Origin of the sequence: Streptomyces beigongshangae (assembly GCF_019710745.1) — a bacterium.
GTDB classification, from domain to species: Bacteria; Actinomycetota; Actinomycetes; order Streptomycetales; family Streptomycetaceae; genus Streptomyces; species Streptomyces beigongshangae.
Genome location: NZ_JAHKJW010000012.1, coordinates 79585 through 102869, shown reverse-complemented (window position 1 = coordinate 102869; position 23285 = coordinate 79585). Strand labels below are relative to the sequence as shown.

The window sequence follows — 23285 nt, the reverse complement described above, 5'->3', positions numbered from 1 at the left end:
CTCCCCCCACGGTTCCTCCCTCAACGATGCAGTGCGGCGATCTGCGCGGATTCCCACTTGTGCGCCCTGGCGGAGTAATCGCTTCGAAACCCGCGCAAATTGACCACCTAACCTGGTTTTCCCAGCATATGAAAACGATCGGTCAGGCTGTCAAGGAATGGACGCCAACAGCCTTCCAATAGTCGGCGGATGACCGCGGAAAGCTTGCCGGGTGTCCCGTTGCCGGGACACCCGGCGGTACGCTCTCCTCATAAACCCAGGGGACACATATGAGAATTTCGCCCCCTCTTCGAAATTCTTTGACCCCTTCGAGGAAAACTCCCCCAGAATTGTTCCGGCGGTATCACGCCGCGCCCACCACAGGAGTGATGATGGCAGCGAAGAAGCACCGTTCCGGCACATCGGTGATTACCGACATGTTCCCGAAGGGACGTGTCGAATTCATTCACGGCGACACGATGACGGTCACCCTGTGGCAGTTCGACCAGGGCGGCGACGTGCCGGTTCACCAGCACCCCCACGAGCAGATCGTCCATTGCCTGGAGGGCACGTTCGAGGTGACGGTCGACAAAGAGGTCGTCGTGCTCGGGGCGGGCGAATCCGTGGTCATCCCCGGCGGTGTCGACCACTCCGCACGTGCGCGGACCGCCGCCCGGGGAATCGACATCTTCCATCCCGTACGCGAGGACTACCGACGTTGAAGCGAAGGGAACGTTCATGCCGAACAACGATCGCCATCTGAACGTCCACACATTGGGGCCGACCGGCACGAACTGCGAAGCGGCCGCACACCACTATCTGAAGCAGCACGACTACAAGCAGGGAAGCGTCGTCCTGTACGACACTCTGGAAAACGCGGTCGACGGCGTCATGGCCGACCCGTCCGACAGCGTACTGCTCGGCTGCGTCGTCTACCCGAAGCTCAACGAGATCGTCTTCCGGAACCTCAAGTCGATGTCGCTGCACGAATGCTTCATGATGCCGACCCATCGAATGGTGCTCGCCGCGCGCGAGGGCAGTCCCTTGCGGACGGTGCTGAGCCACCCCGCGCCGGTCGACCTCATAGAGAACCGCGGCTACGACATCCGGTTCGTGACGAGCAACGCCGCGGCCGCGCTGGGGTGCTCCGCCGGCGGGGCGGACGCGTGCATCACCACCGGTGTCGCCGCCGAGGCGAACGGTCTCGAGATCGTCGAGGACTTCGGTCCGGTGCAGATGGGCTTCAGTATCCACGTACCCCACGGGACCACGCTGTGACCGCGGACACCGGCGTCCAGCGGGCCGGCACCGGGGCACCGCTCGACGAAACCCACGCCCTGCTGGCGAGAGCGGTGCACGAGCACGGTGTCTCCACTCCTGCCGTCGCGGACGTACTGGACGCGCTGGGAATCACCAACCGTGTGCTGGACCCGCGACTGCACCGGGTGTCGGGCGATCACCGGATGTTCTTCGGCGCCGCGTACACCGTCAGCTGGGTGGCGGTGCGAAAGGGCGCGAGCATCGTGGCGGCCTCGCCGAGCACCTGGCAGGAGGTCCGTGACTTCCTGGTGCCCCAGGTCATCGACGGGCGGGGAATGGTCTACGTCGCGGGTTCCGGGCCGCTGGTCACCGACGCCGCGCTCGCGGGCGGTCTGTCCACGACCTATCTGCTCGAACAGCTGGGATTCGAAGGGATGGTGCTGGGCGGCGCCGTCCGCGATCGGGACGTCGTCGGGCAGAGCACCCGTCCGGTCGTCGCGAGCAACTTCGTCCCCACCGACACCCAGGGTGCGTACCGCGTCGAGTCGGTCGGCAGCACATGCCTGATCGATCACGTGCTGGTGCGCACCGGCGACTGGGTCCTCTCGGACGGCAACGGCACGGTGGTGGTGCCGGCGGCACGGCTGCACGAGGTGCTGGCCGCCGCCACGGCCACCGGTCGCACCGAGCAGGACGTCCTGCGGCGCATCCGGGCCGGCGAGCGGCTGCCGGGCATCATCGACGAGGTCGGCACCATCTAGTCCTGACACCAGAGAAGGAGGCCGCAATGCGCGCGGTCGTGGTACACCGGCACGGCGGACCCGAGGTGCTGACACCCACCGAGTGGGCTCCCCCGGTCGCCGGCCCCGGCGACGTGCTCGTCGATGTCGCCGCCATCGGCGTCAACTATCACGAGACCTATGAACGAAGCGGCCTCTACCCACGCGAACTGCCGTACGTCCCCGGACGTGAGCTGGCGGGGACCGTGGCGGCCGCGGGGGCGGACGTCAGCGGCCTCGCAGTGGGCGATCTGGTGGCCACGGCTGACGTGCCGGTGCCCGGCGCCTACGCCGAACAGGTGGTGCTGCCCGCCGACCGCGTCGTCCGGGTGCCCGTGGGAGTGAGCGCGGAACAGGCCGCAGCAGTGCTGCTGCAAGGGCTCACGGTCCACGCGCTCATTCATGACAGCCATCCCGCACAGCGAGGCGAGACGGCCCTGGTGCACGCCGCAGCGGGCGGCGTCGGGCTGCTGCTCACCCAGGTGCTGCGGTCGCTCGGCGTCCGCGTCGTCGGCACCGTGTCCACCGCGGCGAAGGAGAAGGCGGCCCGGCAGGCGGGGGCGCACGAGGTCATCCGTTACACGGAGACCGATTTCGTCACCGAAGTCGGCAGACTCACCGGCGGCGAGGGGGTGGACGTCGTCTACGACGCGGTCGGCAGGACGACCTTCGAGGGCAGCATCGCCTCCCTGCGTCCCCGGGGCACCCTCGTCCTCTACGGACAGTCCAGCGGCAAGGTACCGCCCGTCGACCTGAGCACCGGCACACACGGCTCGATCAAGCTGACCCGCCCCTACCTCCCCGACTTCATCGCGACCTCCGACGAACTCCAGGCCCGGAGTGCCGCGGTGTTCTCCTGGATCCTCCAGGACGATCTCGACGTCCACGTCGGACAGCTCTACCCGCTGGCCGACGCCGGCACCGCGCAGGCGGACCTCCAGCAGCGCCGCACCATCGGAAAACTGCTGCTGACTCCCTGACCGGGGACCGTGCGCATCCGACCCATGGCAACAGCACAACACAAGGGGGCAAGGCGTGTTGAACTCAGGGAACGAAGCGTTCCCGGAACTGCACATCCGACTGTCCGCAGGGCAGGCGCGTACCGACATCGACAACCTCGACCTCGGCATCATCAGCCTGCTGCGGATGCGCCGTGAGGTGTCCCAGCGCATCCAGCAGGCCCGTCTGCAGGCCGACGGGCCGCGGACCGACGCCGATCGGGAGAGTGACGTCATACGGGTGTACCGCTCCTCCTTCGGGGACGGTGGCGACGAGGTCGCCACCGCCGTCCTGCGGGTCTGCCGGTCGTGACCGCCGCGGCAAGCACCGCGCGCAGTGCCCCCGACCCGCCGTACGCGCCCGGGGCGCACCAGCAGCCGCACTGGCCCGAGCCGGGCGAACTGACGGAGGTGGTGCGTACGCTGGGCAGCCTGCCCGCGCTGGTGTCACCGGACGACTGCGACGAACTCCGGCTGCGCCTTGCCGCGGTGGCTCGGGGCGAGGGGTTCCTGCTCCAGGGCGGCGACTGCGCGGAGCTGTTCGCGGGGCCGCTGATCGAACCGACGAGGGACAAGTTGCGCTGCCTCGCGGACATGGCCGCAGTGCTGTCCTCCGGCTCCGGGCTGCCGACACTCACCGTCGGCAGGCTCGCCGGGCAGTACGCGAAACCGCGCTCGACGTACACCGAGACCAGAGGCGACCGGGTACTGCCCGTCTACCGGGGCGACGCGGTGAACGACCTGCGCTTCGACGCCAGGGGCCGGACCCCGAACCCGCAACGTCTGCTCGCGGCGTACCGGGCTGCGAACCGTGTCCTGTCCGACATCCGGCGGCTCCGCAGCAGGAACCACACGCTGTTCACCGATCTCGGCGGCGACTTCTTCACCAGCCACGAAGCCCTGCTGCTGCCGTACGAGAGGGCACTCGCCCGGGCCGTGCCGGTCTCCGGGCGGGAGTACGGCCTGTCCGGTCACCTGCTGTGGATCGGTGAGCGGACCCGGCAGCCCGACGGGCCGCACGTGGCCTTCGCGGCGAGCGTGTGCAATCCGGTGGCGGTCAAGCTCGGACCGACCGCGACCCGCACGGACGTCGCGGAACTGGTCGAGCTGCTCGACCCGCACCGGGAGCCGGGCCGGCTGGCGTTCATCACGCGCCTCGGCGCGAGTGCGGTGCACGACCTGCTGCCCCCTCTCGTCGACGAGGCGCTCACCCTCGGCTCGCCGGCGATCTGGGTGTGTGATCCGATGCACGGCAATACCTTCACCACCGCGGACGGCATCAAGACCCGTCGGTTCGAGGCGATCTGGACGGAGGTCCGTGGGTTCATCGCGGTCCACCAGGCACTGGGCACTCACCCGGGCGGCCTGCACCTGGAGCTGACCAGCCGTGACGTGACCGAATGCATGGACGCCCAGGTGCCGGGACGTGAGTTCCGTCTCGACCTGCGGTACGAGACGGCCTGCGACCCCCGGCTCAACGGCAGCCAGGCCCTGGAACTGGCCCGGTTGGCCGCACCGTTGCTCCGTCCGAGGACGGAACTGATGCGGGACGCCGTCACGCTCGGCTGAACGCACTTCCCTGGTCCACCGGCAAAGACGCCGCACGGGCGGATCCGCCCGTGCGGCGTCTTTGCCGGTTCCGGTCCGGCCGGTGGTGCTACGTCCCCAGGAGGGTCCGGCTCACGAACCCGGGGACGTTGTTGCCCTGCTCGGTCAGGTAGAAGTGACCGCCGGGGAAGACCTCGGTCGTGAACGGTGCCGAGGTGTACTCGCTCCACCCCTCGACGGTTTCCAGCGGCGCCCGCCAGTCGGACTGCCCGACCAGAGCGGTGATCGGGCAGTCCAGCGGGGGCACGAGGGCGATGTGGTGCCTCTCCCAGAGCTGGAAGTCGGCAAGGACAACCGGTACCAGTTCGTCCATGACCTCCTGGTCCGCGCTCACCTCCTCGTCGAATCCCCCGAGGCTGAGCACGGCGGCGTGGAACTCACGCTCAGGGAGGTCGTGCAGCTTCGGACCCGTCCAGATCACCTCCGGCGTGGACTGCGCGGACACGAACAGCCGGCTCGGCCGGGGACCGCCCTGCAGTTGCAGCGCTCTCGCCACCTCGTAGGCCAGCAGCGACCCGCAGGAGTGCCCGAAGAAGGAGAACGGCCCGTCGAACGCGGGGCGCAGGTCCGCGACGATCTCCTTCACCAGTCGGCCCACGTCCGTGATCGGGTCCTCGGCGAGCCGGTTCTGCCGGCCCGGCAACTGCACGGCCGCCAGTTCGATGTCGGCCGACAGCCTGCGCGCCCAGTTCGCATACGCGTTGGCGCCGCCGCCCGCGTGGGGGAAGCAGACGATCCGGTGCCGTGCCCCGGGCTGCCGCGCACGCCACAGGTATCGGTTCTCGGGAACCAGACGTCCCTTGAGGCCAGGTCTTTGTGTGCGCACAATGCCCTCCGCGCATGTGGAGCCAGCAGGATTCAGTCGACGGGTGCGGTGTCCGCCGCCGCCTCGTCGCTCAGCGCCGCGATGGTCTGGAGGCGGAACAACGCCTTGGCCGAGATCGGCACGCCCGCCGCCCGGGCCTTGGCGACGACCTTGATCCCCAGGATGGAGTCGCCGCCGAGCTCGTAGAAGTTGTCGGTCACCCCCACGCGGTCGAGGTCGAGCACATCGGCCCAGATGGCGGCGAGTACGCGCTCGTCGTCCGTACGAGGCGCGACGTGGTCCTCGGTGTCCGCGACACGCTCCGGGGCCGGCAGCGCGGCCCGGTCGACCTTGCCGCTCGGGGTGAGCGGAAAATCGTCGAGCAGGACGACAGCCGCGGGGACCATGAACTCCGGGAGCCGGTTCCCGACGAAATCCCGCAGCGCGGCCGGTTCGGGCCGGTGCCCCGGCCCGGGGCGGACGTAGCCGACGAGGCGTTTGTGCTCACCGTCGTCGCGTGCGATCACCACTGCCGCTTCGACCTCCGGATGCTGCTGGAGCACGAGCTCGATCTCGTTCGGTTCGATCCGGAAACCGCGGACCTTGATCTGACGATCCACCCGGCCGACGTACTCCAGCGTGCCCTGCGGCGACCACCGCACCAGATCACCGGTGCGGTACAGCCGGTCCCCCCGTCCGGTGCCGAAGACGTCGGGCAGGAAGCGTTCCGCCGTGAGACCGGGACGGGCCAGGTATCCTCGCGCAACCCCTGGCCCGCCGATGAACAGTTCACCGACCACACCTGTCGGCACCGGGTTCAGCCGTTCGTCGAGCACATGGACGGTGGTGTTCACGACCGGCCGGCCGATGGGCACCGTACGGTGCCCGTCGACCCGCTCCACCAGGTGCCAGGTGGCGAAGGTGGTTGTCTCGGTGGGCCCGTAGCTGTGGATCAGACGCCCTGGCGGACCAGCCGCCAGCACCTGTGCCACTCGGTCCGGATTGACCGCCTCACCACCGAAGAGCAGGTGGCGCAGCGTTGCGAACGCATCGGGCCGCGCGGCGGCGACCTGGTTGAACAGCGCTGTCGTGAGCACCAGGGTGCTGATGCGGTACCGGGTCAGCGCCTTTGTCAGCGCCACCGGGTCGAGCATCGTGTCCTTGTCGACGACCACCATCCGGGCGCCCGCGGCCAGCGGCGCCCAGATCTCGAAGGTCGCCGCGTCGAAGCTCGCATCGGCACCCTGGGCGACCACGTCATCGGGTCGCAGCGGGATGTAGTCGGCCTCGCACAACAGCCGGGTGATCGAACGATGCTCGACCACTGTTCCCTTCGGCCTGCCGGTCGAGCCGGACGTGTAGATCACGTACGCCGCGTCACGCCCGGAGACCGCGAGGTCCGGCGGCACGGCGGGCTGGGCGGCCAGTTCCCGTTCCAGCTCGTCGAGCACGACGAAGCCGGCGTCGGTCGCCTCACGCAACTTCCCGACCAGCCCTCTCTGCGTCACGCACACCGACGCGTCGGCGTCGGCGAGCATGAAGCCCAGCCGTTCTGCCGGGTACCCGGGGTCCAGCGGCAGATAGGCGCAGCCGGCGCGCAGGACGGCGAGCAGTGCGGTGACCAGTTCCGGGCCACGCGGCAGGCACACGGCGACGACACCGCCCCGCCGGGTTCCGCCGGACACCAGCAGATGAGCCAGTCGGTTGGCTGCGGTGTCCAACTGTCCGTAGGTCGTCGAGCCTGCGCCGGCGACCACGGCGACCGCGTCGGGCTGCGACCGGGCCCGCTCACCGACCAGCTCGTGCACGCAGGGCCATACCGGCAGGTCCACCTGGTTGACGGCCCACTCGCCGAGCAGTGCGTGCCGCTCCTCCTCGCCCAGCAAAGGAAGGTCGCCCACCGGCGTCACCGGATCCCGCACGGCGGCGGCCAGCAGCACCGTCAGGTGCCGGGCCATCCGCTGGACGGTGGCCGCTTCGAACAGTTCCGGGTCGTAGACGAGGGCGCCGGCAAGCTCACCCGTACCGGTCGGCCGGCAGTCGATCGTGAGGTCGAACGGCTGGGGCGTCTCGGCCGCGCCGGCATCCCGCAGAACCACCAGCACCGGTGCGGGCGGGGAGCCACGATCGGTGCCACTGGGCGTCGACGTGTTCACGGAGTCTGCGAAAGGCAGGTCCGCGTTGGCCATCGCTTCCTCGACGAGCTGCACGTTCTGTTCGGCCAACCGCATGAACGCGGCGTCCGCCCGGACGGCCGACCGCAGGACGACGGCATTGGCGAAACGGCCGTCCGGACGGCCCGGCAGACGGCCGGTCGCCATGGTGGCCAGCGGAATGTCCTGCTGCCTGCCGTAGCGGGAGAAAAGTACCTGGGACGCGGAGAGCAGGACGGTGAACAGTGTTCCGCCGACTCTGCTCGCCAGGGCGTCCGCTTGCTCGACGATCTCCGCAGGCACCCGGAACCCGGCGACGGCGCGCGCCGTGCCCGGCGCAGTCGGCCGTGGCCGGTCGGTCGGCAGTCGCAGTACCGGAAGACCATCGAGCCGATGTGCCCAGTAGGCATGCTGTTCAGCGAGGTGAGCCTCGGTGAGCCGGTCACCCGGCCCCGTCCCCTCACCGGTGCCGGCACCGCGCGGATCGCCGTCGGGCAATGCATCGGATTTCAGCAGACCCTCGGACATGTCATCCTCTCCCTTCGCTCTCATTGCCCACGGTGATTCCGCCAGGCAGCGTTTGGGAGGCATCCGAACACCGGGGACGGCTTCCGCTCCCATTCCGCGGATCGGGCGCGTACTCAGCGGACAGAATCAACGCCCTGGCTCTCCTGCGCAGCCATGGCATCGCGAAGGCTTCGCGGGCGGAGGTCGGTCCAGTGCTCCTCGATGTGGTCGAGGCACTGCTGCCTGCCGTCCTCGCCGAAAACGACCCGCCACCCGTCCGGAACCGGCGCAAACGTCGGCCAGAGCGAGTACTGCTCCTCGTCGTTCATCAGCACGAAGAATCTGCCGTCGGCATCGTCGAAGGGGTTGTCACCGCTCACCGGTCATTCCTTTCATTGCGTTTCAGAACAAATGGGCACAGTCCGATCGATTCGAAACGTTAGCGGTCCGATCGCGATCACTCAACCGGAATGACACTTCCCGAGGAATTCCGATCCGGCTCTCGACTGTCCCGTCGCCAGGACAGCCATAAGTTCTCGACGAGCCCTTTCCTGCGTCATCGTCATGATTTACGCGTTTTCGGTCTCCCGCTTCGGACTGTGCGGAATCGCCAGAGGTGCACGGAGCTCCAGAACGCAGCACTTGGCACCTCCTCCGCCTTTCAGCAGCTCGGTCATGTCAATGCCGACGGGAACGAACCCTCGTTCCCGTAGTTGGCCCGGCAGCCGTTCGGCCTGCTGAGGAATGATCACGTGAAGGCCGTCGGACACGGCGTTGAGACCGAAGACCTCGGCGTCGTACGCATCGGCCAGGATGGCATCGGGAAACTGTTCCGCAAGTAACGCCCTGCTCTGCGGAGAGAAAGCCCCGGGATTGTACATGATCTCATTTTCGTCGAGCACGGCAAGAGCTGTGTCGAGGTGGTAGTACCTTTCGTCGACCAGTGTCAGACCTAGCACCGGCTTGCCGAAGAACTCCTGCACTTCGCCGTGCGCCTTCGGTTCGCTGCGGAAACCCGTGCCGGCCAGGAGAACGTCGCCCGCATACAGGAAGTCCCCCTCGCCCTCGTTGACGTACTCTGCCTGCCGGAAATCCCAGCCGCGTATCCGGAACCACTCCAGATATGTCGCCGACTCGTCCGCCCGCTGTTCGTGACGGAATCGGGCGACCAGCGCACGGCCGTCCACGACCGTCGCACCGTTGGCGGAATACACCATGTCCGGCAGGCCGGCGACGGGCTCCACCAGCTCGACCGTGTGTCCCAGGTCGACCAGCAGGTCGTGCAGCGTTTTCCATTGGGTGAGTCCGCGCTCTGTGGAAGTGGGGCGCGAGGGGTCCATCCACGGATTTATGGAATAAGAGACGTCGAAGAAGGTCGGCTCGCACATAAGATAGTGGCGTGGCCGTGCGGTTCGCTTCTGAGTGGTTCCTCCACCGCTGCTGTTCTGCCGCACTCCGTTCCCCTTTCCTCGTTCGACCGAGAACGATGACTCGATCACACTTCCGTGATCGGAAGAATATACACGGACAACGTCGTGGATCTACACCTGTATTCGTGTCCTGCCGACAGGACACGAACGCCTTGAATGATTCATTGGGCAGGTCTAGGTTGGCCTGGACCGACGGTGGTTGAAGATCGCTCGGACGTGGTCCTCCAGGGATGCGGAGAATTCTCTATGGGTAACCGTGAACATGAGACGTACGACGTGGTTGGTGTCGGTTTCGGTCCGTCCAACCTGTCGCTCGCCGTCGCCCTGCACGAGCGCCGGACCGACTCCCCGGGGCGGGATATAAGCGCCGCCTTCTTCGAACGTCAACCCACGTTCAGTTGGCACCGCAATATGCTGCTGCCGTCGACGACCATGCAGATATCCTTTCTCAAGGATTTGGTCACTTTCCGCAATCCGACGTCGAGTTTCAGCTTCATCGCCTATCTGCACGCTTCGGGTCGGCTGGCCCAGTTCGTCAACAACCAGGACTTCTTCCCCACGCGTCAGGAGTTCCACCAGTACCTGGAATGGACGCAGGAACGCCTGGCTCACCTCGTCACATACGGCTCCGACGTGACGTCGATCCGGCTGCCGCAGGACGGGGGTCCACAGCCTGCCGACCATCTGGAGGTCGAGGTCCGGGACGTCGCCGGCCGGGGCACCCGGGTGATCAACGCACGGAACGTCGTCATCTCGACGGGGCTCGTTCCGAGCATGCCCGACGGAACGCAGTGCGACGAGCGGGTCTGGCACAGCTCCGAGTTCCTGCAGAAGTACCGCCTGATGAATCCGGCGGAGCTACGGCGCGTGGCGGTGGTCGGGGCGGGCCAGAGCGCAGCCGAGATCACCCGCTTCCTCTACGACGAGCTGCCGCACGCCCAGGTGTGGGCCGTCATCCCTTCGTACGGTTACTCCGTGGCGGACGACACGCCCTTCGCCAACCAGGTGTTCGATCCGAAGGCGGTCGACGACTACTACTTCGCAACCGCCCGGACGCGCGAGTCCTTCTGGCGCTATCACCGCAACACCAACTACTCGGTCGTCGACGACGAGGTGATCAGGGATCTGTACAAGCGCTCGTACGACGACGACGTACGCGGCGACAAACGACTGCACCTGCTGAACCTGACCAGGGTCTCCGGCGTCAAGCGCGCCGACGCCGAAACACGGGTCTCCCTCCATACGGGACTCGACGGCGACGTGTACGAGCTGGACTTCGACGCCCTGGTCTGCGCGACGGGCTACGACGCGATGGAACCCGCCGGCCTGCTCGGCGACCTCGACCGCCTCTGCCTGCGGGACGAGGACGGACGGTACCGAGTAGGGCGGGACTACCGCATCGCCACCGGTCCCGAACTGCTCTGCGGGCTCTATCTCCAGGGCGGCACCGAGCACACCCACGGACTCACCTCGTCACTGCTGTCGAACATCGCCGTACGCAGTGGTGAGATCGCCGACTCGATCTCCGTCGGTCTGGCGCGGCGGAGTGCCGGCCGGGCGATCCCCGTCGAGGTCGGTCACGAAGGGGGCTGAGCAGCGAAGCCGGAGGCCGGGACCGGCGCCGTGCCCCGGCGCCGGTCCCGGCCTTCTGTCAGGCGGTACGACCGAACGGAGGTGTCCTCCTTGCTCTTGCTGCCCGGAGCCGTTCACAGGGCGCGGTGGATCGTGATGTCTCCGTAGGAGGTGTGTGCCTGTACATCGATCGATTCCCCGGGCGCCTCGTCGGCACCGTCCAGCGTGTTGTTCACCCGCCCGTATCCGGTGGCCAGGTCCAGCCTCGCCGGACGGCCCGCACCGATACCGACCTCCAGATCACCGGACGATGTCTTGAGCACGACCGCACCGCAGGTCACTTCGCTCACCCGGATGCTGCCGTTGGCGGTCTCGGCATCGGTCTTGAGACCCGAGGGGCGGTCGACGCAGATGTCGCCGTTGGTGCCGCGGACATGGAGGTCGCCGGTGACCCTGCCGATCTCGGTGCTGCCGTTGGAGTTCTTGACCGCGGCCGCGCCGTCGATCTCCCCGATGCGGATCCGCCCGGTCGCGGTGCTGATCTCGGCGTCGCCGTCGACCCGTCCCACGGTGATGTGGCCGCCGGCCGTGCCCAGGTGCAACGGACCGATGTGATCGAGTTCGACATGTCCGACGGATGTCCTGAACCTGCACTCCCCGAGGCGGCCGGAGCAGCGCAGGTCCCCCACCGATGCCTTGCCGCGAACGTGTGAGCCGGCGGGCAGCACGATCGTCACGTCCACCGAGCGGGTCTTCCGGGAGAAGTCGATCGTCCGGGGTTTCGGTGTCCTGATCGTCAGTACACCGTTGTCGTACTCGACGCTTGCCCGGCCGGATGCCTTCATGTCCGAGCCGTCGGTCCCGTCGGTCGGCTGCACCTCGACGATGGTGTCGGTCCGGTCCTCGGCGGTGATCTGCACGTCGCCGACACCGATTTCCAGAGTGACGGAGATCGGTTCGGGAGTATCGAAAACGGGCATGGCTTTCCCCTCTCGTGATGTCCGGCAGGCATCCCGGAACGACGGGACGAGCGGGACATCGGCTGCTTGGTCGGCTCCAGCTGCTCGGAAACGCGTATGCCGGCGGTATCCGCTGTGCCCCGGGGGGCGCCCTCGGGAAGTCCGCTTCTACCGGATGGACCTGCGGTTGTACTGAGCCAGCGCCCAGACGTAGCCGAGCAGGGCGATCGCGCAGCACCAGGCGGCAGCGGCCAGGATGTCGTCGCCGGCGGGCGTGCCGTCGAGCAGGCTCCTGACGGACTCGATGAACGGTGTGAAGGGCTGGTACTCCGAGAACCAGCGCACTCCGTCGGGCATCGAGTCGGCCGGGACGAAGCTGCTGCCCAGGAACGGCAGCAGAACCAGCGGCATGGGCAGGTTGCTGGCGATCGTCGCGGAGTTCGCGAACGTGCCGATCGCCACGGCCAGCCAGCTCAGGGCGAAGGCGACCATGGTGAGCACACCGGCCACGCCGAGCCAGTCCACGGCGTCCGCGGCAGGCCGGTAACCGAGCAGGAGGGAGATGGCCAGCACTCCGGCCATGCCAAGGAGGGTCTGGATGATGGCGCCCGCGACATGGCCGGTCAGCACCGCGCCGCGAGCGATGGCCATGGTCCGGAAGCGCGCGATGATTCCCTCCGTCATGTCGGTGTTCACCGAGACGGACGTGCCCTGGGCACCGGCGGCGACCCCGATGAGGAGGATGCCCGGGACGACGTACTCGAGGTAGGCGTCGGTCCCGCCGGTCCCGATACCGGCCCCGAGGGTGTTGCCGAAGACGTACACGAACAACAGCAGGAAGATCACCGGCAGGGCTACGACGACGATCACCTGGGACGGGTCCCGCTGCATCCGCCTGAGGTTGCGCCCGAGCATGGTGAGCGCGTCGCTGAACGGGTGTGAGGCCGTACTGCGCGCGGCCGGAGCGAGGGTGGCGCCGCTCATCGGGTGACGCTCCTTTCCTTCTTGCCGGTCGTGCCGGTCAGCGCGAGGAACACATCGTCGAGATTGGGGGTCTGCACGGACAGGGCGAGTGGTTCGATCCGCGCCCGGTCCAGTTGGTCGAGCACGGTCCGGATCGAATGCGTGCCGGTGGCCTCCATGGGAACGGTGAGGGTGAGCGTCCCCTCCCCGCGTGTCGACCGCGGCACCGCCCGGATCGCGGCGTCGAGGGTGCCGGTGTCGGGGAAGCGCAGTTCGATGCGGCCGCTGCCGATTCGGGCCTTGAGCTGGTCGGCGGTGCCTTCGGCGGCGATCGTGCCGCCGTCGAGCACGGCGATCCAGTCGGCGAGCCGGTCTGCTTCCTCGAGGTACTGAGTGGTGAGGAAAACCGTGGTCCCCTGGGCCACGACGTCGCGGACGATGTCCCACATGGCCTGCCGACTGCGGGGATCCAGGCCGGTCGTGGGCTCGTCGAGGAAGATGATCGGGGGCTGGTCCAGGAGGGTCAGGGCCAGATCGAGTTTGCGGCGCATACCGCCGGAGTACGTGTGCAGGGGCTTCTTCGCCGCGTCACCGAGTTCGAACAACTCCAGCAGGGCGTCGATCCGGCGGCGGGCGGCCGTCCGGTCGAGGTGCCGGAGCTTGGCGATCAGACGTAAGTTCTCCTCACCGGTGAGGAGCCTGTCCACCGCTGCGAACTGGCCGGTGAGACCGATGGCCGAACGGATGGCGTTCGGCTCTTTCCGCAGGTCGTGGCCGGCGATACGGACCTGTCCCTCGTCGGCCTGGATCAGGGTGCTGAGGATGTGCACCGCGGTTGTCTTTCCCGCGCCGTTCGGCCCCAGCAGGGCGAACACACTGCCGGCCGCCGCGTCGAGGTCGATGCCTGCCAGCACCTCCTTCGCACCATAGGACTTACGTAACCCCCGCACCCACACGGCAGGTACGTCCTGGGTGTCGTTCATCTGCGCCCAACTCCTCTCGTACGGTGTTCAAGTTGCGACTTGAACACCGTACGACAGGACTTGAACGGTGTGCAAGTGCGACTTGGACAGTGTTCAAGTTAGGCTTGGCACATGACACGTCGAACCATGAGCCGGGCTCAGATCGTCAGTGCCGCCATCGACCTGCTCGACGAGGAAGGGCTCGACGGTCTGAGCATGCGACGACTGGGCCAGCGTCTGGGCTCGGCCGCGACGTCGGTGTACTGGCACGTGCAGAGCAAGGAAAATCTGATCGCGTTGGCCAGCGACCGGATCTGGAGTGAGATCTCGATGCTCGACCCCGTGCGGGTGGGGTGGCGGCAGGCAGCCGTCGAGCTGGCGCGCAGCACTTACGCGCTCGGCGTCACACATCACTGGCTGATCCCCGCGGTCCCCAGTTGCCTGGCCTACGGCGCCGGAATGGCCCGTTACCAGGACCACTGCTACGCCATCTTCGAAGCCGCGGGTTTCACCAGGACCGACCTCGACTGGGCGGTCAACACGCTCTTCACCTTCGTGATCGGCGCGACGTACCAGGACTCCACGCAGACCATGATGATGAAGGACGGGAAGAACGGGAAGGACGACGAGAAACTGCAGCTAAGGCTGCAGGAGGCCATGACCCACGCCAACCAGATCGTGGCCCAGTTCCCCCGTCTGCAGGCGAGGACGGCGGAACAGGCCCGACTGAACGCCGATCCGCGCGCCGCGCGCACCGAGGCACTCGAGTTCGGGCTCGGTGTCGTCCTCGACGGCCTGTCGGTCCGGCTCGGCAGGATCCTCGTCCCGGCGGAGTAGGGCCGGCGCAGCCGCGCCCACCGTGGTCACGCCGCGCCTTTCGACGGACCCGGGCGGCGCGGCAGGTGACCGGTGGCACGGCAGGTGACCGGTCCTGACGGCCCGGCCGTCGGCGGATGCGGACGCCCGCCCCATCGGTGGGGCGGGCGCGACCGTTCCGCGTGCCCGCTACAGGGGCGGGCGACCCCTCTCCTCGTCCTCCGCGCCCTCGGCGGCGATCCGCTCCTTGCGGACCTCGCCCGTGACGGTCTCCTCGTCCACGACTTCCTCGGTGTTCAGGCGCACCCGCTCCACCGGGACGGCCTCGGTGTGCACCACGGGGCGCTCCGCGTGCAGGGTGACCTCGTGCTCGGCCTCGGTGATCTCCGGGCCGGCCATGGCGTCGCCCCGGTTCGCGTCCGTGATCGGCTCCCGCTCGACGCGCACCTCCTCGTGGCGCAGGGGCACCGTCTGCTGGACCTCCTCCGTCACCACGTACTTGCGCAGCCGGGCCCGTCCCGCCTCGTACCGCTCGGCGCCGACGTGCATGTGCTCCTCGGACCGGGTCATCGCCTCGTCCCCGGCGGACGGCATGTCCTGTCCCGTGGTGCCGACGACCCCGGCGGTGTCGGTGGTGTCGGCGATCCCGGAGTGTGCCCAGCCGCCTCCGCCGGGCTGGTTGGCCTGCTGCCAGGCGTCGTCCCAGGCCATGCCGTAGTACTCGTACAGCCTGACCTCCTCCGTCTCGGACAGGTGGCCGCCGCTGTCGACGTCGACGTGGGGCGCGTCCTTGACCTTGCCCTTCGGGTAGGGCACCTCCAGGTGGTCCTCGACCATGACCGCTTCCCGGAGCGGTACGAACGACTCGCTGGTGCCGAAGAAGCCGGTCTTGATGCTGACCCACTCCGGCTGACCGGTCACGTCGTCGAAGAAGACGTGATTGGCGTCCCCGATCTTGCTGCCGTCGGCGTCGTACACGGGGTGTTCCAGTACGGCCGGGATCTGCTCCTGGGTGATCATCCTTCAGCACTCCCCTTCTGGGTCCGGTGTGCTGTCCGGGTCACCTGGTCACAGAAGTACGAAACATCACATAGGAGACATTGTGAAAGAGGTGACCGGTGCGGGGGTGCCGGCCCCGGTGGCCGGCACCCCCTGCCGTCAGGCGGCCAGGGCGGCGGGCGCGTCGGCCCCGGCGAACACACCGGCCCCGGAGGGCGAGCCGGTCCCGGCGGGCGGGTCCGGCTCGGCGAGCAGGCCGATGAGCGTCGCCCGGGCGCGCGCCACCCGGGAGCGGACCGTTCCGACGGGGCAGCCGCTGAGTTCGGCCGCCTCCGCGTAGGGCAGCCCCATCAGCTGGGTGAGGACGAACGCCTCACGGCGCTCGTCGGGCAGCCCGGCCAGCAGGTCGAGGAGCGCGATCCCCTCGTCGAAGCCGGGCAGGCCGCACGGCTGGGCCCGTTCGACCGCCAGCCGCCAGTCCGGTACGTCGGACAGACGCGGCCGGGCGGCGGCGTACCGGAGGCTGTCGACCACCGCGCGGCGTGCGATGGCCAGCAGCCACGTGCGGGCCGAGCAGCGCCCCTCGAACCGGTGCAGGCTGCCGAGTGCCCGCAGGAACGTGTCCTGGGCCAGGTCGTCGGCGGCCTGGGGGTCGGCGGAGAGGTACGCCACGTAGCGCACGACGTCACGGTGCAGGGCGCGCACGAACCGCTCGACTGCGTCCGGGTCACCGGTCCGGGCGGCCAGCGCCCAGGCGGTTATCGACTCGTCGGCGGATTCGGCGGCGGCGTCCGGCCGCCGCGGGATGCGCGCACCGCGCGGGCGGCCGTCGCCGTCGCCGCTGTTCCCACTGCTGCTGTTCTCGCCGCTGCTGATCTTGTTGCTGCTGATCTTGTCGCTGTGGTTGCTGCTGCTGTCGCTTCCGTCGCGTGGGACGGGCGGGGCAGGAGTGATCACCAGGTGTCCTTCTCGGGTCATCCGTGATCCGGACCGGCCGCGCGGACGCGCGTCGGCCCGGCGAGGGGGTGCGGCCGTACCGGGGTACGGCCGGGGCCCGAGGCGCGCGGGGCGGCACCTCGGGGATCCGGCTGTCTCAGATGGCAGCGGTCCCCACGGGCGGACCCCGGGAGGTGATGGCGTGGACGAGAAGGAGCCGTCGCGGCGACCGGTCGGAGGAACCGCGGCGGACGTGGAGGCGCGGGCGGTGCGGCGGTGTCGGCAGCGCGAGCAGCAGCCGCAGGGGCGCGGCCAGCCGTCCGGCCACCGCGCGCAGGATGCGGAAGGCGGCGCGCTCGCCGTACGCCAGCCACAGACCGCACAGCAGCGCGGCCAGGAGGTGGGCGGCGAGCATGCCCAGCGAGGACGCCGCGTCCATGTCGTGCACGGCGTGCCCGACCGGGCTCGCGTCCAGGTGACCGGAGCCCATGTGGCCCGCGTGACCCATGTGCCCCACGTCCATGGCGTCCACGGCGTCCATGGAGGAGTGGCGGTGGACCGAGCCCGCTTCCGCCCCCGCGCCCGGGGCGGCCGGTCCCGTCGCCGACTGCGCGAGCGAGAACGACCAGTGGAGCGCGCCCTGGGTGACCACCACCACCGACACGATCAGCGGGAGTCCGCGCTCCCGGCCGGCCAGGCACCAGCCCGCGGCGCCCGTCGCCGCGGTCCCGGCGGCCATGGCCCACCAGGCAACCGGGGAGCCGGACATCATCACGTGGCCGAGGGCGGCGAGCAGCACGCAGACGACCGCGAACACCGCGGCCCGCACCGTGCGAACACCCCACCCAGCAGTCATGACGGGCCTCATCCTCGCATTCGCCGTACGGGTGTCGTGGTGAGGTACGGGAATTGCCCCCGTTCCCCGCTCAACGCGGAGCACGTGATCCAGAGCACAGGACAGGCCCGGAACCCCAGTGGTGTCCGGACCGACGGGGGCGGGTCGGACCGCGGTTGCGGCGCGTTGCCGCTTCCGTGTGCATACGATTCCGGAGTGGTTCTCTTCCTCGTACGCCGGAACACCCCGCTGAGTGCCGACGAGGCATGGCGGCGGCTCACCGTGTGGGAACGGCACGCGGAGGTCGTGCCGTTGACGCGGGTCCGCGTCGTCACGCTGCCGCCGCGCGGGGCGGGCACCGTGTTCGTGGCCCGGACCGGTGTGGGCCCGGTGGCCTTCGACGACCGCATGGAGGTCGTCGTGTGGCGACCGCCGCATCACGGCGCCCCCGGCCTGTGCCGGCTCGTCAAACGCGGCCGCCCCGTCGTCGGCTGGGCCGAGATCGAGGTACGGCCGGAGCCCGGGGGCGGTGCGCAGGTGGTGTGGCGCGAGGAGCTGGGCGTACGGGGGCTGCCACGCGTCTTCGACCCGCTGCTGGAGCGGGCGGGCCGATGGATGTTCGGCCGTGCGGTGAAGGGGCTGCTGACGCGCCCGTGAGAACGCGGGAAGCGGGACGACGCCCCACGGGGGGCGCACGCCCGCCCGCGGTGGGCCGCGTCACGGGTGGGCCGTGTCATCGATGGGCGCGTCACGGATGGGTGCGTCACGGGTGATCCGGCGCGGCGTCCGCGGTCGCGGTTCGCCCCGTCGAAAGTCTGTGGAGCGCAGGCGCCCGCGGTTGCGAGACTGGGGGCATGAACGACACGGGACGGTTCCGTCGGGCGGTCGTCGGCTGGGCGGCCGGTGGTGCGGGGGCGGCCGGGGCGGAGGCGGCCGCGCGGGAGTCGGCGGCCGGCGCCGGGGTGCGTACCGTCGTGCTCGTCGAGGGCGGCAGCGACCGGGCCGCCGTCGAGGCATTGGCGGCCCGGCACGGGCGGGACCTCGACGAGGAGGGGGTCTCGGTCGTGCCGCTCGGGGGCGCGACCAGCATCGGCAGGTTCGTCGACCTGTGCGGGCCCCGGGGGCTGGGCATCCGGCTGGCGGGCCTGTGCGACGCCGCGGAGGAGCGGTTCTTCCGGCGGGCGCTGGAGCGGGCCGGGCTCGGTTCCGGTCTCACGGCCGACGGACTGGAGTCCCTCGGTTTCCACCTGTGCGACGCCGACCTGGAGGACGAGCTGATCCGTTCCCTGGGCACCGACGCCGTCCAGCGGGTCGTCGGGGAGCAGGGCGAGTCGCGGGCGTTCCGCACGTTCCGGAACCAGCCCGCGCAGCGCGGGTGGACCGAGGAGCGGCTCCTCCACCGCTTCATGGGCACCCATGCCGGCCGCAAGGCCCAGTACGCCCGGGAACTCGTCGCGCGCCTGGACCTCGACCGGACCCCGCGCCCGCTGGAACGCCTCCTCGCCCACCTCTGAGCGCCGGCTCACCGTGCCGGTCAGGCCGTGCCGGTCAGGCCGTGCCGGTCAGGTGTTCCGGCCGGACCGGCGTCCGGTTCAGCTCCAGCCCCGTCGCGTCGCGGATCGCCGCCAGGACGGCCGGGGTCGACGACAGGGTCGGGGCCTCGCCGACGCCGCGCAGCCCGTACGGCGCGTGGTGGTCGGCGAGTTCGAGCACGTCCACGGGGAGGTCCGGCGTGTCGAGGATCGTGGGGATGAGGTAGTCGGTGAAGGACGGGTTCCTGACCTTCGCCGTCCCCGGGTCGACGACGATCTCCTCCATCAGCGCCATGCCCAGGCCCTGGACCGTGCCGCCCTGGATCTGGCCGATGACCGACAGCGGGTTGAGCGCCTTGCCGACATCCTGCGCGCAGGCCAGTTCGACCACCTTCACCAGGCCCAGTTCGGTGTCCACCTCGACGACGGCGCGGTGCGCGGCGAACGAGTACTGGACGTGCCCGAAGCCCTGCCCGGTACGCAGGTCGAAGGGCTCGGTCGGCCGGTGCCGCCACTCCTCCTCGACCTCGACGGCCTCGTCCCCGAGCACGTCCGCCAGATCGGCCAGCACCTCGCCGCCGTCGGTGACGACCCTGCCGCCCTCCAGGAGCAGCTCGGCGGTGGCCCAGGCGGGGTGGTACGTACCGAACCTGCGGCGGCCGAGCTCCAGGACCTTCTCGCGGACGAGCCCGCACGCGTTCCTGACGGCGCCGCCGGTGACGTACGTCTGCCGGGACGCGGACGTCGAACCGGCCGAGCCCACCCGGGTGTCGGCCGGCTGGATCGTCACCCGGACGACGCCCAGCTCGGTGCGGGCGATCTGCGCGAGGACGGTGACACCGCCCTGGCCGACCTCCGCCATCGCGGTGTGGACGGTCGCGACGGCCTCGCCGCCGACGACCTCCATGCGCACCCTGGCGGTCGAGTAGTCGTCGAAGCCCTCGGAGAAGCCGACGTTCTTGATGCCGACCGCGTAGCCGACCCCCCGGACGACGCCCTCGCCGTGGGTGGTGTTGGAGAGGCCGCCGGGCAGCTCGCGGACGTCCGCCTGCTCACCGGCGGCGAGCCACTGCCGCCGCGGCGGCATGGGCATCGCCTTGACGCGGCGCAGGAGTTCGGCGACCGGGGCGGGCGAGTCGACGCGCTGACCGGTCGGCATGACCGTGCCCTGCGACATCGCGTTGAGCTGCCGGAACCCGACCCGGTCCATGCCGACCGCGTCGGCCAGCCGGTCCATCTGCGCCTCGTAGGCGAAGCACGCCTGGACCGCGCCGAAGCCCCGCATGGCGCCGCAGGGCGGGTTGTTGGAGTAGAGGGCGAGCGCCTCGATGTCGACGTCGTCGAGCACGTACGGGCCGGCCGACAGGGACGCGGCGTTGCCGACGACCGCCGCGGACGTGGAGGCGTACGCGCCGCCGTCGAGGACGATCCGGCACTTCATGTGGGTCAGCCTGCCGTCCTTCGTCGCCCCGTGCTCGTAGTGGATCCTGGCGGGGTGCCGGTGGACGTGGCCGAAGAAGGACTCGAACCGGTTGTAGACGATCTTGACCGGTCTGCCCGTGCGGAGCGCCAGCAGACAGGCGTGGATCTGCATGGACAGGTCCTCGCGGCCGCCGAACGCGCCGCCGACGCCGGAGAGCGTCATCCGGACCTTGTCCTCGGGCAGGCCGAGCACCGGGGCGATCTGGCGCAGGTCGGCGTGCAGCCACTGGGTGGCGACGTAGAGGTCGACGCCGCCGTCCTCGGCGGGGACGGCGAGGCCCGACTCGGGGCCCAGGAACGCCTGGTCCTGCATGCCGAAGGTGTACTCGCCCTCGACGACGAAGTCGGCGCGCCCGCGTGCCGCCGCGACGTCGCCGCGGACGATGGGCTGGCGGTGGACGACGTTGGGGTGCGGGACGTGGCCGGCACGGTGGTCGGCGCGGTCCTCGTGGAGCAGCGGCGCGCCGGGGGCCGTGGCGCTCGACTCGTCGGTCACGAGCGGGAGTTCGCGGTACTCCACCCTGATCCTGGCGGCGGCGCGCCGGGCGGTCTCGGGGTGGTCGGCGGCCACGATCGCCACCGGCTCGCCGTGGTGGCGCACCCGGCCGTGGGCGAGGACGGGGGTGTCCTGGATCTCCAGGCCGTAGGTCCGCACCCCGGTCGGCAGGTCGTCGTACGTCATGACGGCGTGGACACCGGGGGTCGCCAGCGCCTCGCCGGTGTCGACGGAGAGGATCTCGGCGTGCGCGACCGGGGAGCGCAGGACCTGGCCCCAGAGCATGTCCTCGTGCCACATGTCGGACGCGTACGCGAACTCGCCGGTGACCTTGAGGATGCCGTCCGGGCGGAGGGTGGACTCGCCGACGCCGCCGCCGGTCCGGGAGCCCTGGGTGACCTCGGCGGGGGTGCCGACGGCGGGTTTCACGGGCACGGCCGGACCGCCTCTCCCTGCCGTGCGGCCGCCAGGCGGACCGCGTCCATGATCTTCTCGTAGCCGGTGCAGCGGCACAGGTTGCCCGAGAGCGCCTCGCGGATGTCCGCGTCGGTCGGGGCCGGATTGCGCTCCAGCATCTCGTCGGCCGCGACCAGCAGCCCGGGGGTGCAGAAACCGCACTGGACGGCTCCGGCGTCGACGAACGCCTGCTGGACCGGGGAGAGCCGGGTTGCGCCCTCGCCGGGCGGACCGCCCGGCCCACCCTGCCCACCCTGCCCACCTTGCCCGTCCGGCCCGTCCGGCCCGTCCGGCCCGTCCGGCGCCCCGCGGGCCGCGCGTCGCCCGGCGAGGGCCGCGAGACCCTCGACCGTGACCACCTCGCGGCCCTCGGCCTGTCCGGCCGCGACCAGGCACGAGCACACCGGCACGTCGTCGAGGCGGACCGTGCAGGAGCCGCACTCGCCCTGCTCGCAGGCGTTCTTGGAGCCCGGCAGGCCCAGGCGCTCGCGCAGCACGTACAGCAGGGACTCGCCCTCCCACACGTCGTCGGCTTCCCGCGCACGGCCGTTGACCGTGAGACTGACGCGCATCACACGCCTCCCTCCGCCGCGGCGGTGCCGCGGTACGACTCCCAGGTCCAGGCCAGCGTGCGGCGCGCCAGGACGCCGACCGCGTGGCGGCGGTAGCCCGCGGTGCCCCGGACGTCGTCGACGGGGTTGCAGGCGGCGGAGCACAGTTCGGCGAACCGCTGCGCCACCGAGGGGGTGATGCTCCTGCCGTTGTCCCAGAAGCCGCCCTCGTCGAGCGCCGCGTTCAGGAACTCCTCGGCGGTCCTGGCCCGTACGGGCGTGGGCGCCGCCGAACCGATACCGGTGCGGACCGTGCGCGACGCCGGGTGCAGGGCCAGGCCGAAGGCGCACACCGCGATCACCATGGCGTTGCGGGTGCCGACCTTGGAGTACTGCTGCGGGCCGTCCGCCTTCCTGATGTGCACGGCCCGGATGAGTTCGTCCGCGGCGAGCGCGTTGCGCTTGACCCCGGTGTAGAACGCGTCGATCGGGATCAGCCGCGAGCCCCGTACGGACCCGGCCTCGACCTCGGCGCCCGCCGCGAGGAGTGCGGGGTGGGCGTCGCCGGCCGGGGAGGCGGTGCCGAGGTTGCCGCCGACTCCGCCGCGGTTGCGGATCTGCGGGGATGCCACGGTGTGGGAGGCCAGCGCCAGGCCGGGCAGTTCGCCGCGCAGGTGCTCCATGATCGCCGTGTAGGGGACGGCGGCGCCCAGGCGGACCGACTCCTCGCCGACCTCCCACTCGCCCAGCTCGCCGATCCGGTTCAGGTCCATCAGGTGCTCGGGGCGGCGGTGGTCGAAGTTGATCTCCACCATCACGTCGGTGCCGCCCGCGATCGGCACGGCGGCGGGGTGCGCCGCCTTCGCGGCGAGCGCCTCCTCCCAGCTGGCGGGGCGAAGGAAGTCCATGGCCGGCTCTCTTCTCCGTCTCGGGTGCCGTGCTGTCCGAGCCGGATCGTGTGCGGCGGACCGACTCGTTCCTATGGTGTTCACGTGGACCGGGGTCAGTACACAGCCCGTTCCGCCATCCGGGTCAGTCACCGAAACCATGAAGGAGTTGGCTGGCCAGGGCACGCATCTTGTAGATTCGTATGAACGGAGGTCGTCGGGCAGCCTCCGCGCGCAGGCCCCGGCCCGGGCCGGTTCTCATCCCCCACCCCACCCGTTCCACCCACCCCACCCACCACGGATTTCGAGACAGAACGGCG

General features: G+C 69.9%; 23 protein-coding genes. 10 read left to right on the top strand and 13 right to left on the bottom strand.

What is annotated here, in order from left to right; genetic code table 11:
* Positions 1–371 precede the first annotated feature (371 nt).
* Genes KM933_RS11980 through KM933_RS11955 form a run of 6 tightly spaced genes read left to right on the top strand, consistent with a single transcriptional unit; the run spans position 372 to position 4585 of the window.
* The gene (locus KM933_RS11980) at positions 372–701 is read left to right on the top strand and encodes a cupin domain-containing protein (RefSeq protein ID WP_221351113.1); all 330 of its coding nucleotides are present in this window, start codon (positions 372–374) and stop codon (positions 699–701) included.
* Between the two features lie 16 nt (positions 702–717).
* Entirely contained in the window at positions 718–1257 is a 540-nt protein-coding gene (locus tag KM933_RS11975) for a type 2 periplasmic-binding domain-containing protein (protein ID WP_221351112.1), read from the top strand.
* The gene (locus KM933_RS11970; RefSeq protein WP_221351110.1) at positions 1254–2000 is read left to right on the top strand and encodes an RraA family protein; all 747 of its coding nucleotides are present in this window, start codon (positions 1254–1256) and stop codon (positions 1998–2000) included. Before KM933_RS11975 ends, KM933_RS11970 begins: the two co-directional genes overlap by 4 nt.
* A 26-nt stretch (positions 2001–2026) precedes the next feature.
* Positions 2027–2998, top strand: a complete 972-nt coding sequence (locus tag KM933_RS11965; protein WP_221351108.1) for a quinone oxidoreductase family protein — start codon at positions 2027–2029, stop codon at positions 2996–2998.
* Positions 2999–3053: 55 nt separating this feature from the next.
* A complete protein-coding gene (locus KM933_RS11960; protein WP_221351106.1) occupies positions 3054–3329 on the top strand; it encodes a chorismate mutase in 276 nt (91 codons plus the stop codon).
* Positions 3326–4585 (top strand): 3-deoxy-7-phosphoheptulonate synthase, encoded by a 1260-nt coding sequence (locus tag KM933_RS11955; protein ID WP_221351104.1) that lies wholly within the window; start codon positions 3326–3328, stop codon positions 4583–4585. The genes KM933_RS11960 and KM933_RS11955 overlap by 4 nt, the downstream gene beginning before the upstream one ends.
* Positions 4586–4673: 88 nt before the next feature.
* Here the strand turns inward: KM933_RS11955 and KM933_RS11950 are convergent, their stop codons facing one another.
* From KM933_RS11950 to ddaH, 4 genes are all read right to left on the bottom strand, one after another.
* Positions 4674–5450 (bottom strand): thioesterase II family protein, encoded by a 777-nt coding sequence (locus tag KM933_RS11950; RefSeq protein WP_308013356.1) that lies wholly within the window; start codon positions 5448–5450, stop codon positions 4674–4676.
* A 32-nt stretch (positions 5451–5482) separates the two neighbouring features.
* Positions 5483–8110: a non-ribosomal peptide synthetase gene (locus KM933_RS11945; RefSeq protein ID WP_221351101.1), complete on the bottom strand. Its 2628-nt coding sequence runs from the start codon at positions 8108–8110 to the stop codon at positions 5483–5485.
* A gap of 113 nt (positions 8111–8223) precedes the next feature.
* Positions 8224–8469: an MbtH family protein gene (locus tag KM933_RS11940; protein ID WP_308013355.1), complete on the bottom strand. Its 246-nt coding sequence runs from the start codon at positions 8467–8469 to the stop codon at positions 8224–8226.
* A 189-nt stretch (positions 8470–8658) separates the two neighbouring features.
* The gene (gene ddaH, locus KM933_RS11935) at positions 8659–9543 is read right to left on the bottom strand and encodes a dimethylargininase (RefSeq protein WP_347355171.1); all 885 of its coding nucleotides are present in this window, start codon (positions 9541–9543) and stop codon (positions 8659–8661) included.
* 222 nt (positions 9544–9765) lie between these two features.
* On the opposite strand from ddaH, the gene KM933_RS11930 reads away from it, so the two are divergent.
* Positions 9766–11112 carry a lysine N(6)-hydroxylase/L-ornithine N(5)-oxygenase family protein gene (locus KM933_RS11930; RefSeq protein ID WP_221351100.1) on the top strand — a complete coding sequence of 449 codons (1347 nt, stop codon included), beginning with the start codon at positions 9766–9768 and terminating at the stop codon, positions 11110–11112.
* Positions 11113–11225: 113 nt separating this feature from the next.
* Here the strand turns inward: KM933_RS11930 and KM933_RS11925 are convergent, their stop codons facing one another.
* The 3 genes from KM933_RS11925 to KM933_RS11915 all read right to left on the bottom strand — a co-directional run bounded on the left by KM933_RS11925 (position 11226) and on the right by KM933_RS11915 (position 13996).
* Positions 11226–12071: a DUF4097 family beta strand repeat-containing protein gene (locus KM933_RS11925; RefSeq protein ID WP_221351098.1), complete on the bottom strand. Its 846-nt coding sequence runs from the start codon at positions 12069–12071 to the stop codon at positions 11226–11228.
* Positions 12072–12218: 147 nt separating this feature from the next.
* On the bottom strand, positions 12219–13034 hold the full coding sequence (locus tag KM933_RS11920; RefSeq protein WP_221351095.1) for an ABC transporter permease: 816 nt from the start codon (positions 13032–13034) through the stop codon (positions 12219–12221).
* Positions 13031–13996 (bottom strand): ATP-binding cassette domain-containing protein, encoded by a 966-nt coding sequence (locus KM933_RS11915; protein WP_221351093.1) that lies wholly within the window; start codon positions 13994–13996, stop codon positions 13031–13033. Before KM933_RS11915 ends, KM933_RS11920 begins: the two co-directional genes overlap by 4 nt.
* Positions 13997–14107: 111 nt before the next feature.
* Between KM933_RS11915 and KM933_RS11910 the strand changes: the two genes are divergently transcribed.
* Entirely contained in the window at positions 14108–14812 is a 705-nt protein-coding gene (locus KM933_RS11910) for a TetR/AcrR family transcriptional regulator (protein ID WP_221351091.1), read from the top strand.
* A gap of 168 nt (positions 14813–14980) precedes the next feature.
* Here KM933_RS11910 and KM933_RS11905 read toward each other — a convergent pair whose 3' ends face one another.
* From KM933_RS11905 to KM933_RS11895, 3 genes are all read right to left on the bottom strand, one after another.
* Positions 14981–15811, bottom strand: coding sequence for a PRC and DUF2382 domain-containing protein (locus KM933_RS11905; protein WP_221351089.1), 831 nt, complete (start codon positions 15809–15811; stop codon positions 14981–14983).
* A gap of 138 nt (positions 15812–15949) precedes the next feature.
* Complete coding sequence (locus KM933_RS11900) at positions 15950–16597, bottom strand: sigma-70 family RNA polymerase sigma factor (protein ID WP_221351237.1); 648 nt, start codon at positions 16595–16597, stop codon at positions 15950–15952.
* Between the two features lie 286 nt (positions 16598–16883).
* Complete coding sequence (locus KM933_RS11895) at positions 16884–17582, bottom strand: hypothetical protein (protein ID WP_221351087.1); 699 nt, start codon at positions 17580–17582, stop codon at positions 16884–16886.
* Positions 17583–17777: 195 nt separating this feature from the next.
* Here KM933_RS11895 and KM933_RS11890 point away from each other — a divergent pair, with 195 nt between their 5' ends.
* Both KM933_RS11890 and KM933_RS11885 read left to right on the top strand, forming a co-directional pair.
* A complete protein-coding gene (locus KM933_RS11890; protein ID WP_221351085.1) occupies positions 17778–18218 on the top strand; it encodes an SRPBCC family protein in 441 nt (146 codons plus the stop codon).
* Positions 18219–18415: 197 nt separating this feature from the next.
* Positions 18416–19075, top strand: a complete 660-nt coding sequence (locus tag KM933_RS11885; protein ID WP_221351083.1) for an ATP-dependent endonuclease — start codon at positions 18416–18418, stop codon at positions 19073–19075.
* Between the two features lie 34 nt (positions 19076–19109).
* On the opposite strand, the gene KM933_RS11880 is transcribed toward KM933_RS11885, so the two are convergent.
* From KM933_RS11880 to KM933_RS11870, 3 genes are read right to left on the bottom strand one after another with little or no spacing between them, the layout of a single operon-like run.
* A complete protein-coding gene (locus KM933_RS11880) occupies positions 19110–21506 on the bottom strand; it encodes a xanthine dehydrogenase family protein molybdopterin-binding subunit (RefSeq protein WP_221351081.1) in 2397 nt (798 codons plus the stop codon).
* Positions 21497–22099 (bottom strand): (2Fe-2S)-binding protein, encoded by a 603-nt coding sequence (locus KM933_RS11875; protein ID WP_221351079.1) that lies wholly within the window; start codon positions 22097–22099, stop codon positions 21497–21499. Before KM933_RS11875 ends, KM933_RS11880 begins: the two co-directional genes overlap by 10 nt.
* Positions 22099–22986, bottom strand: a complete 888-nt coding sequence (locus KM933_RS11870; RefSeq protein WP_221351077.1) for an FAD binding domain-containing protein — start codon at positions 22984–22986, stop codon at positions 22099–22101. The genes KM933_RS11875 and KM933_RS11870 overlap by 1 nt, the downstream gene beginning before the upstream one ends.
* Positions 22987–23285: the final 299 nt, after the last annotated feature.

Excerpts from the sequence above, each read along its gene's own strand:
- KM933_RS11980 (WP_221351113.1), top strand. The coding sequence starts at position 372 with ATGGCAGCGAAGAAGCACCGTTCCGGCACATCGGTGATTACCGACATG.
- KM933_RS11975 (WP_221351112.1), top strand. The coding sequence starts at position 718 with ATGCCGAACAACGATCGCCATCTGAACGTCCACACATTGGGGCCGACC.
- KM933_RS11965 (WP_221351108.1), top strand. The coding sequence starts at position 2,027 with ATGCGCGCGGTCGTGGTACACCGGCACGGCGGACCCGAGGTGCTGACA.
- KM933_RS11945 (WP_221351101.1), bottom strand. The coding sequence starts at position 8,110 with ATGTCCGAGGGTCTGCTGAAATCCGATGCATTGCCCGACGGCGATCCG.
- KM933_RS11930 (WP_221351100.1), top strand. The coding sequence starts at position 9,766 with ATGGGTAACCGTGAACATGAGACGTACGACGTGGTTGGTGTCGGTTTC.
- KM933_RS11925 (WP_221351098.1), bottom strand. The coding sequence starts at position 12,071 with ATGCCCGTTTTCGATACTCCCGAACCGATCTCCGTCACTCTGGAAATC.
- KM933_RS11920 (WP_221351095.1), bottom strand. The coding sequence starts at position 13,034 with ATGAGCGGCGCCACCCTCGCTCCGGCCGCGCGCAGTACGGCCTCACAC.
- KM933_RS11915 (WP_221351093.1), bottom strand. The coding sequence starts at position 13,996 with ATGAACGACACCCAGGACGTACCTGCCGTGTGGGTGCGGGGGTTACGT.
- KM933_RS11910 (WP_221351091.1), top strand. The coding sequence starts at position 14,108 with ATGACACGTCGAACCATGAGCCGGGCTCAGATCGTCAGTGCCGCCATC.
- KM933_RS11905 (WP_221351089.1), bottom strand. The coding sequence starts at position 15,811 with ATGATCACCCAGGAGCAGATCCCGGCCGTACTGGAACACCCCGTGTAC.
- KM933_RS11895 (WP_221351087.1), bottom strand. The coding sequence starts at position 17,582 with ATGACTGCTGGGTGGGGTGTTCGCACGGTGCGGGCCGCGGTGTTCGCG.
- KM933_RS11885 (WP_221351083.1), top strand. The coding sequence starts at position 18,416 with ATGAACGACACGGGACGGTTCCGTCGGGCGGTCGTCGGCTGGGCGGCC.
- KM933_RS11875 (WP_221351079.1), bottom strand. The coding sequence starts at position 22,099 with ATGCGCGTCAGTCTCACGGTCAACGGCCGTGCGCGGGAAGCCGACGAC.
- KM933_RS11870 (WP_221351077.1), bottom strand. The coding sequence starts at position 22,986 with ATGGACTTCCTTCGCCCCGCCAGCTGGGAGGAGGCGCTCGCCGCGAAG.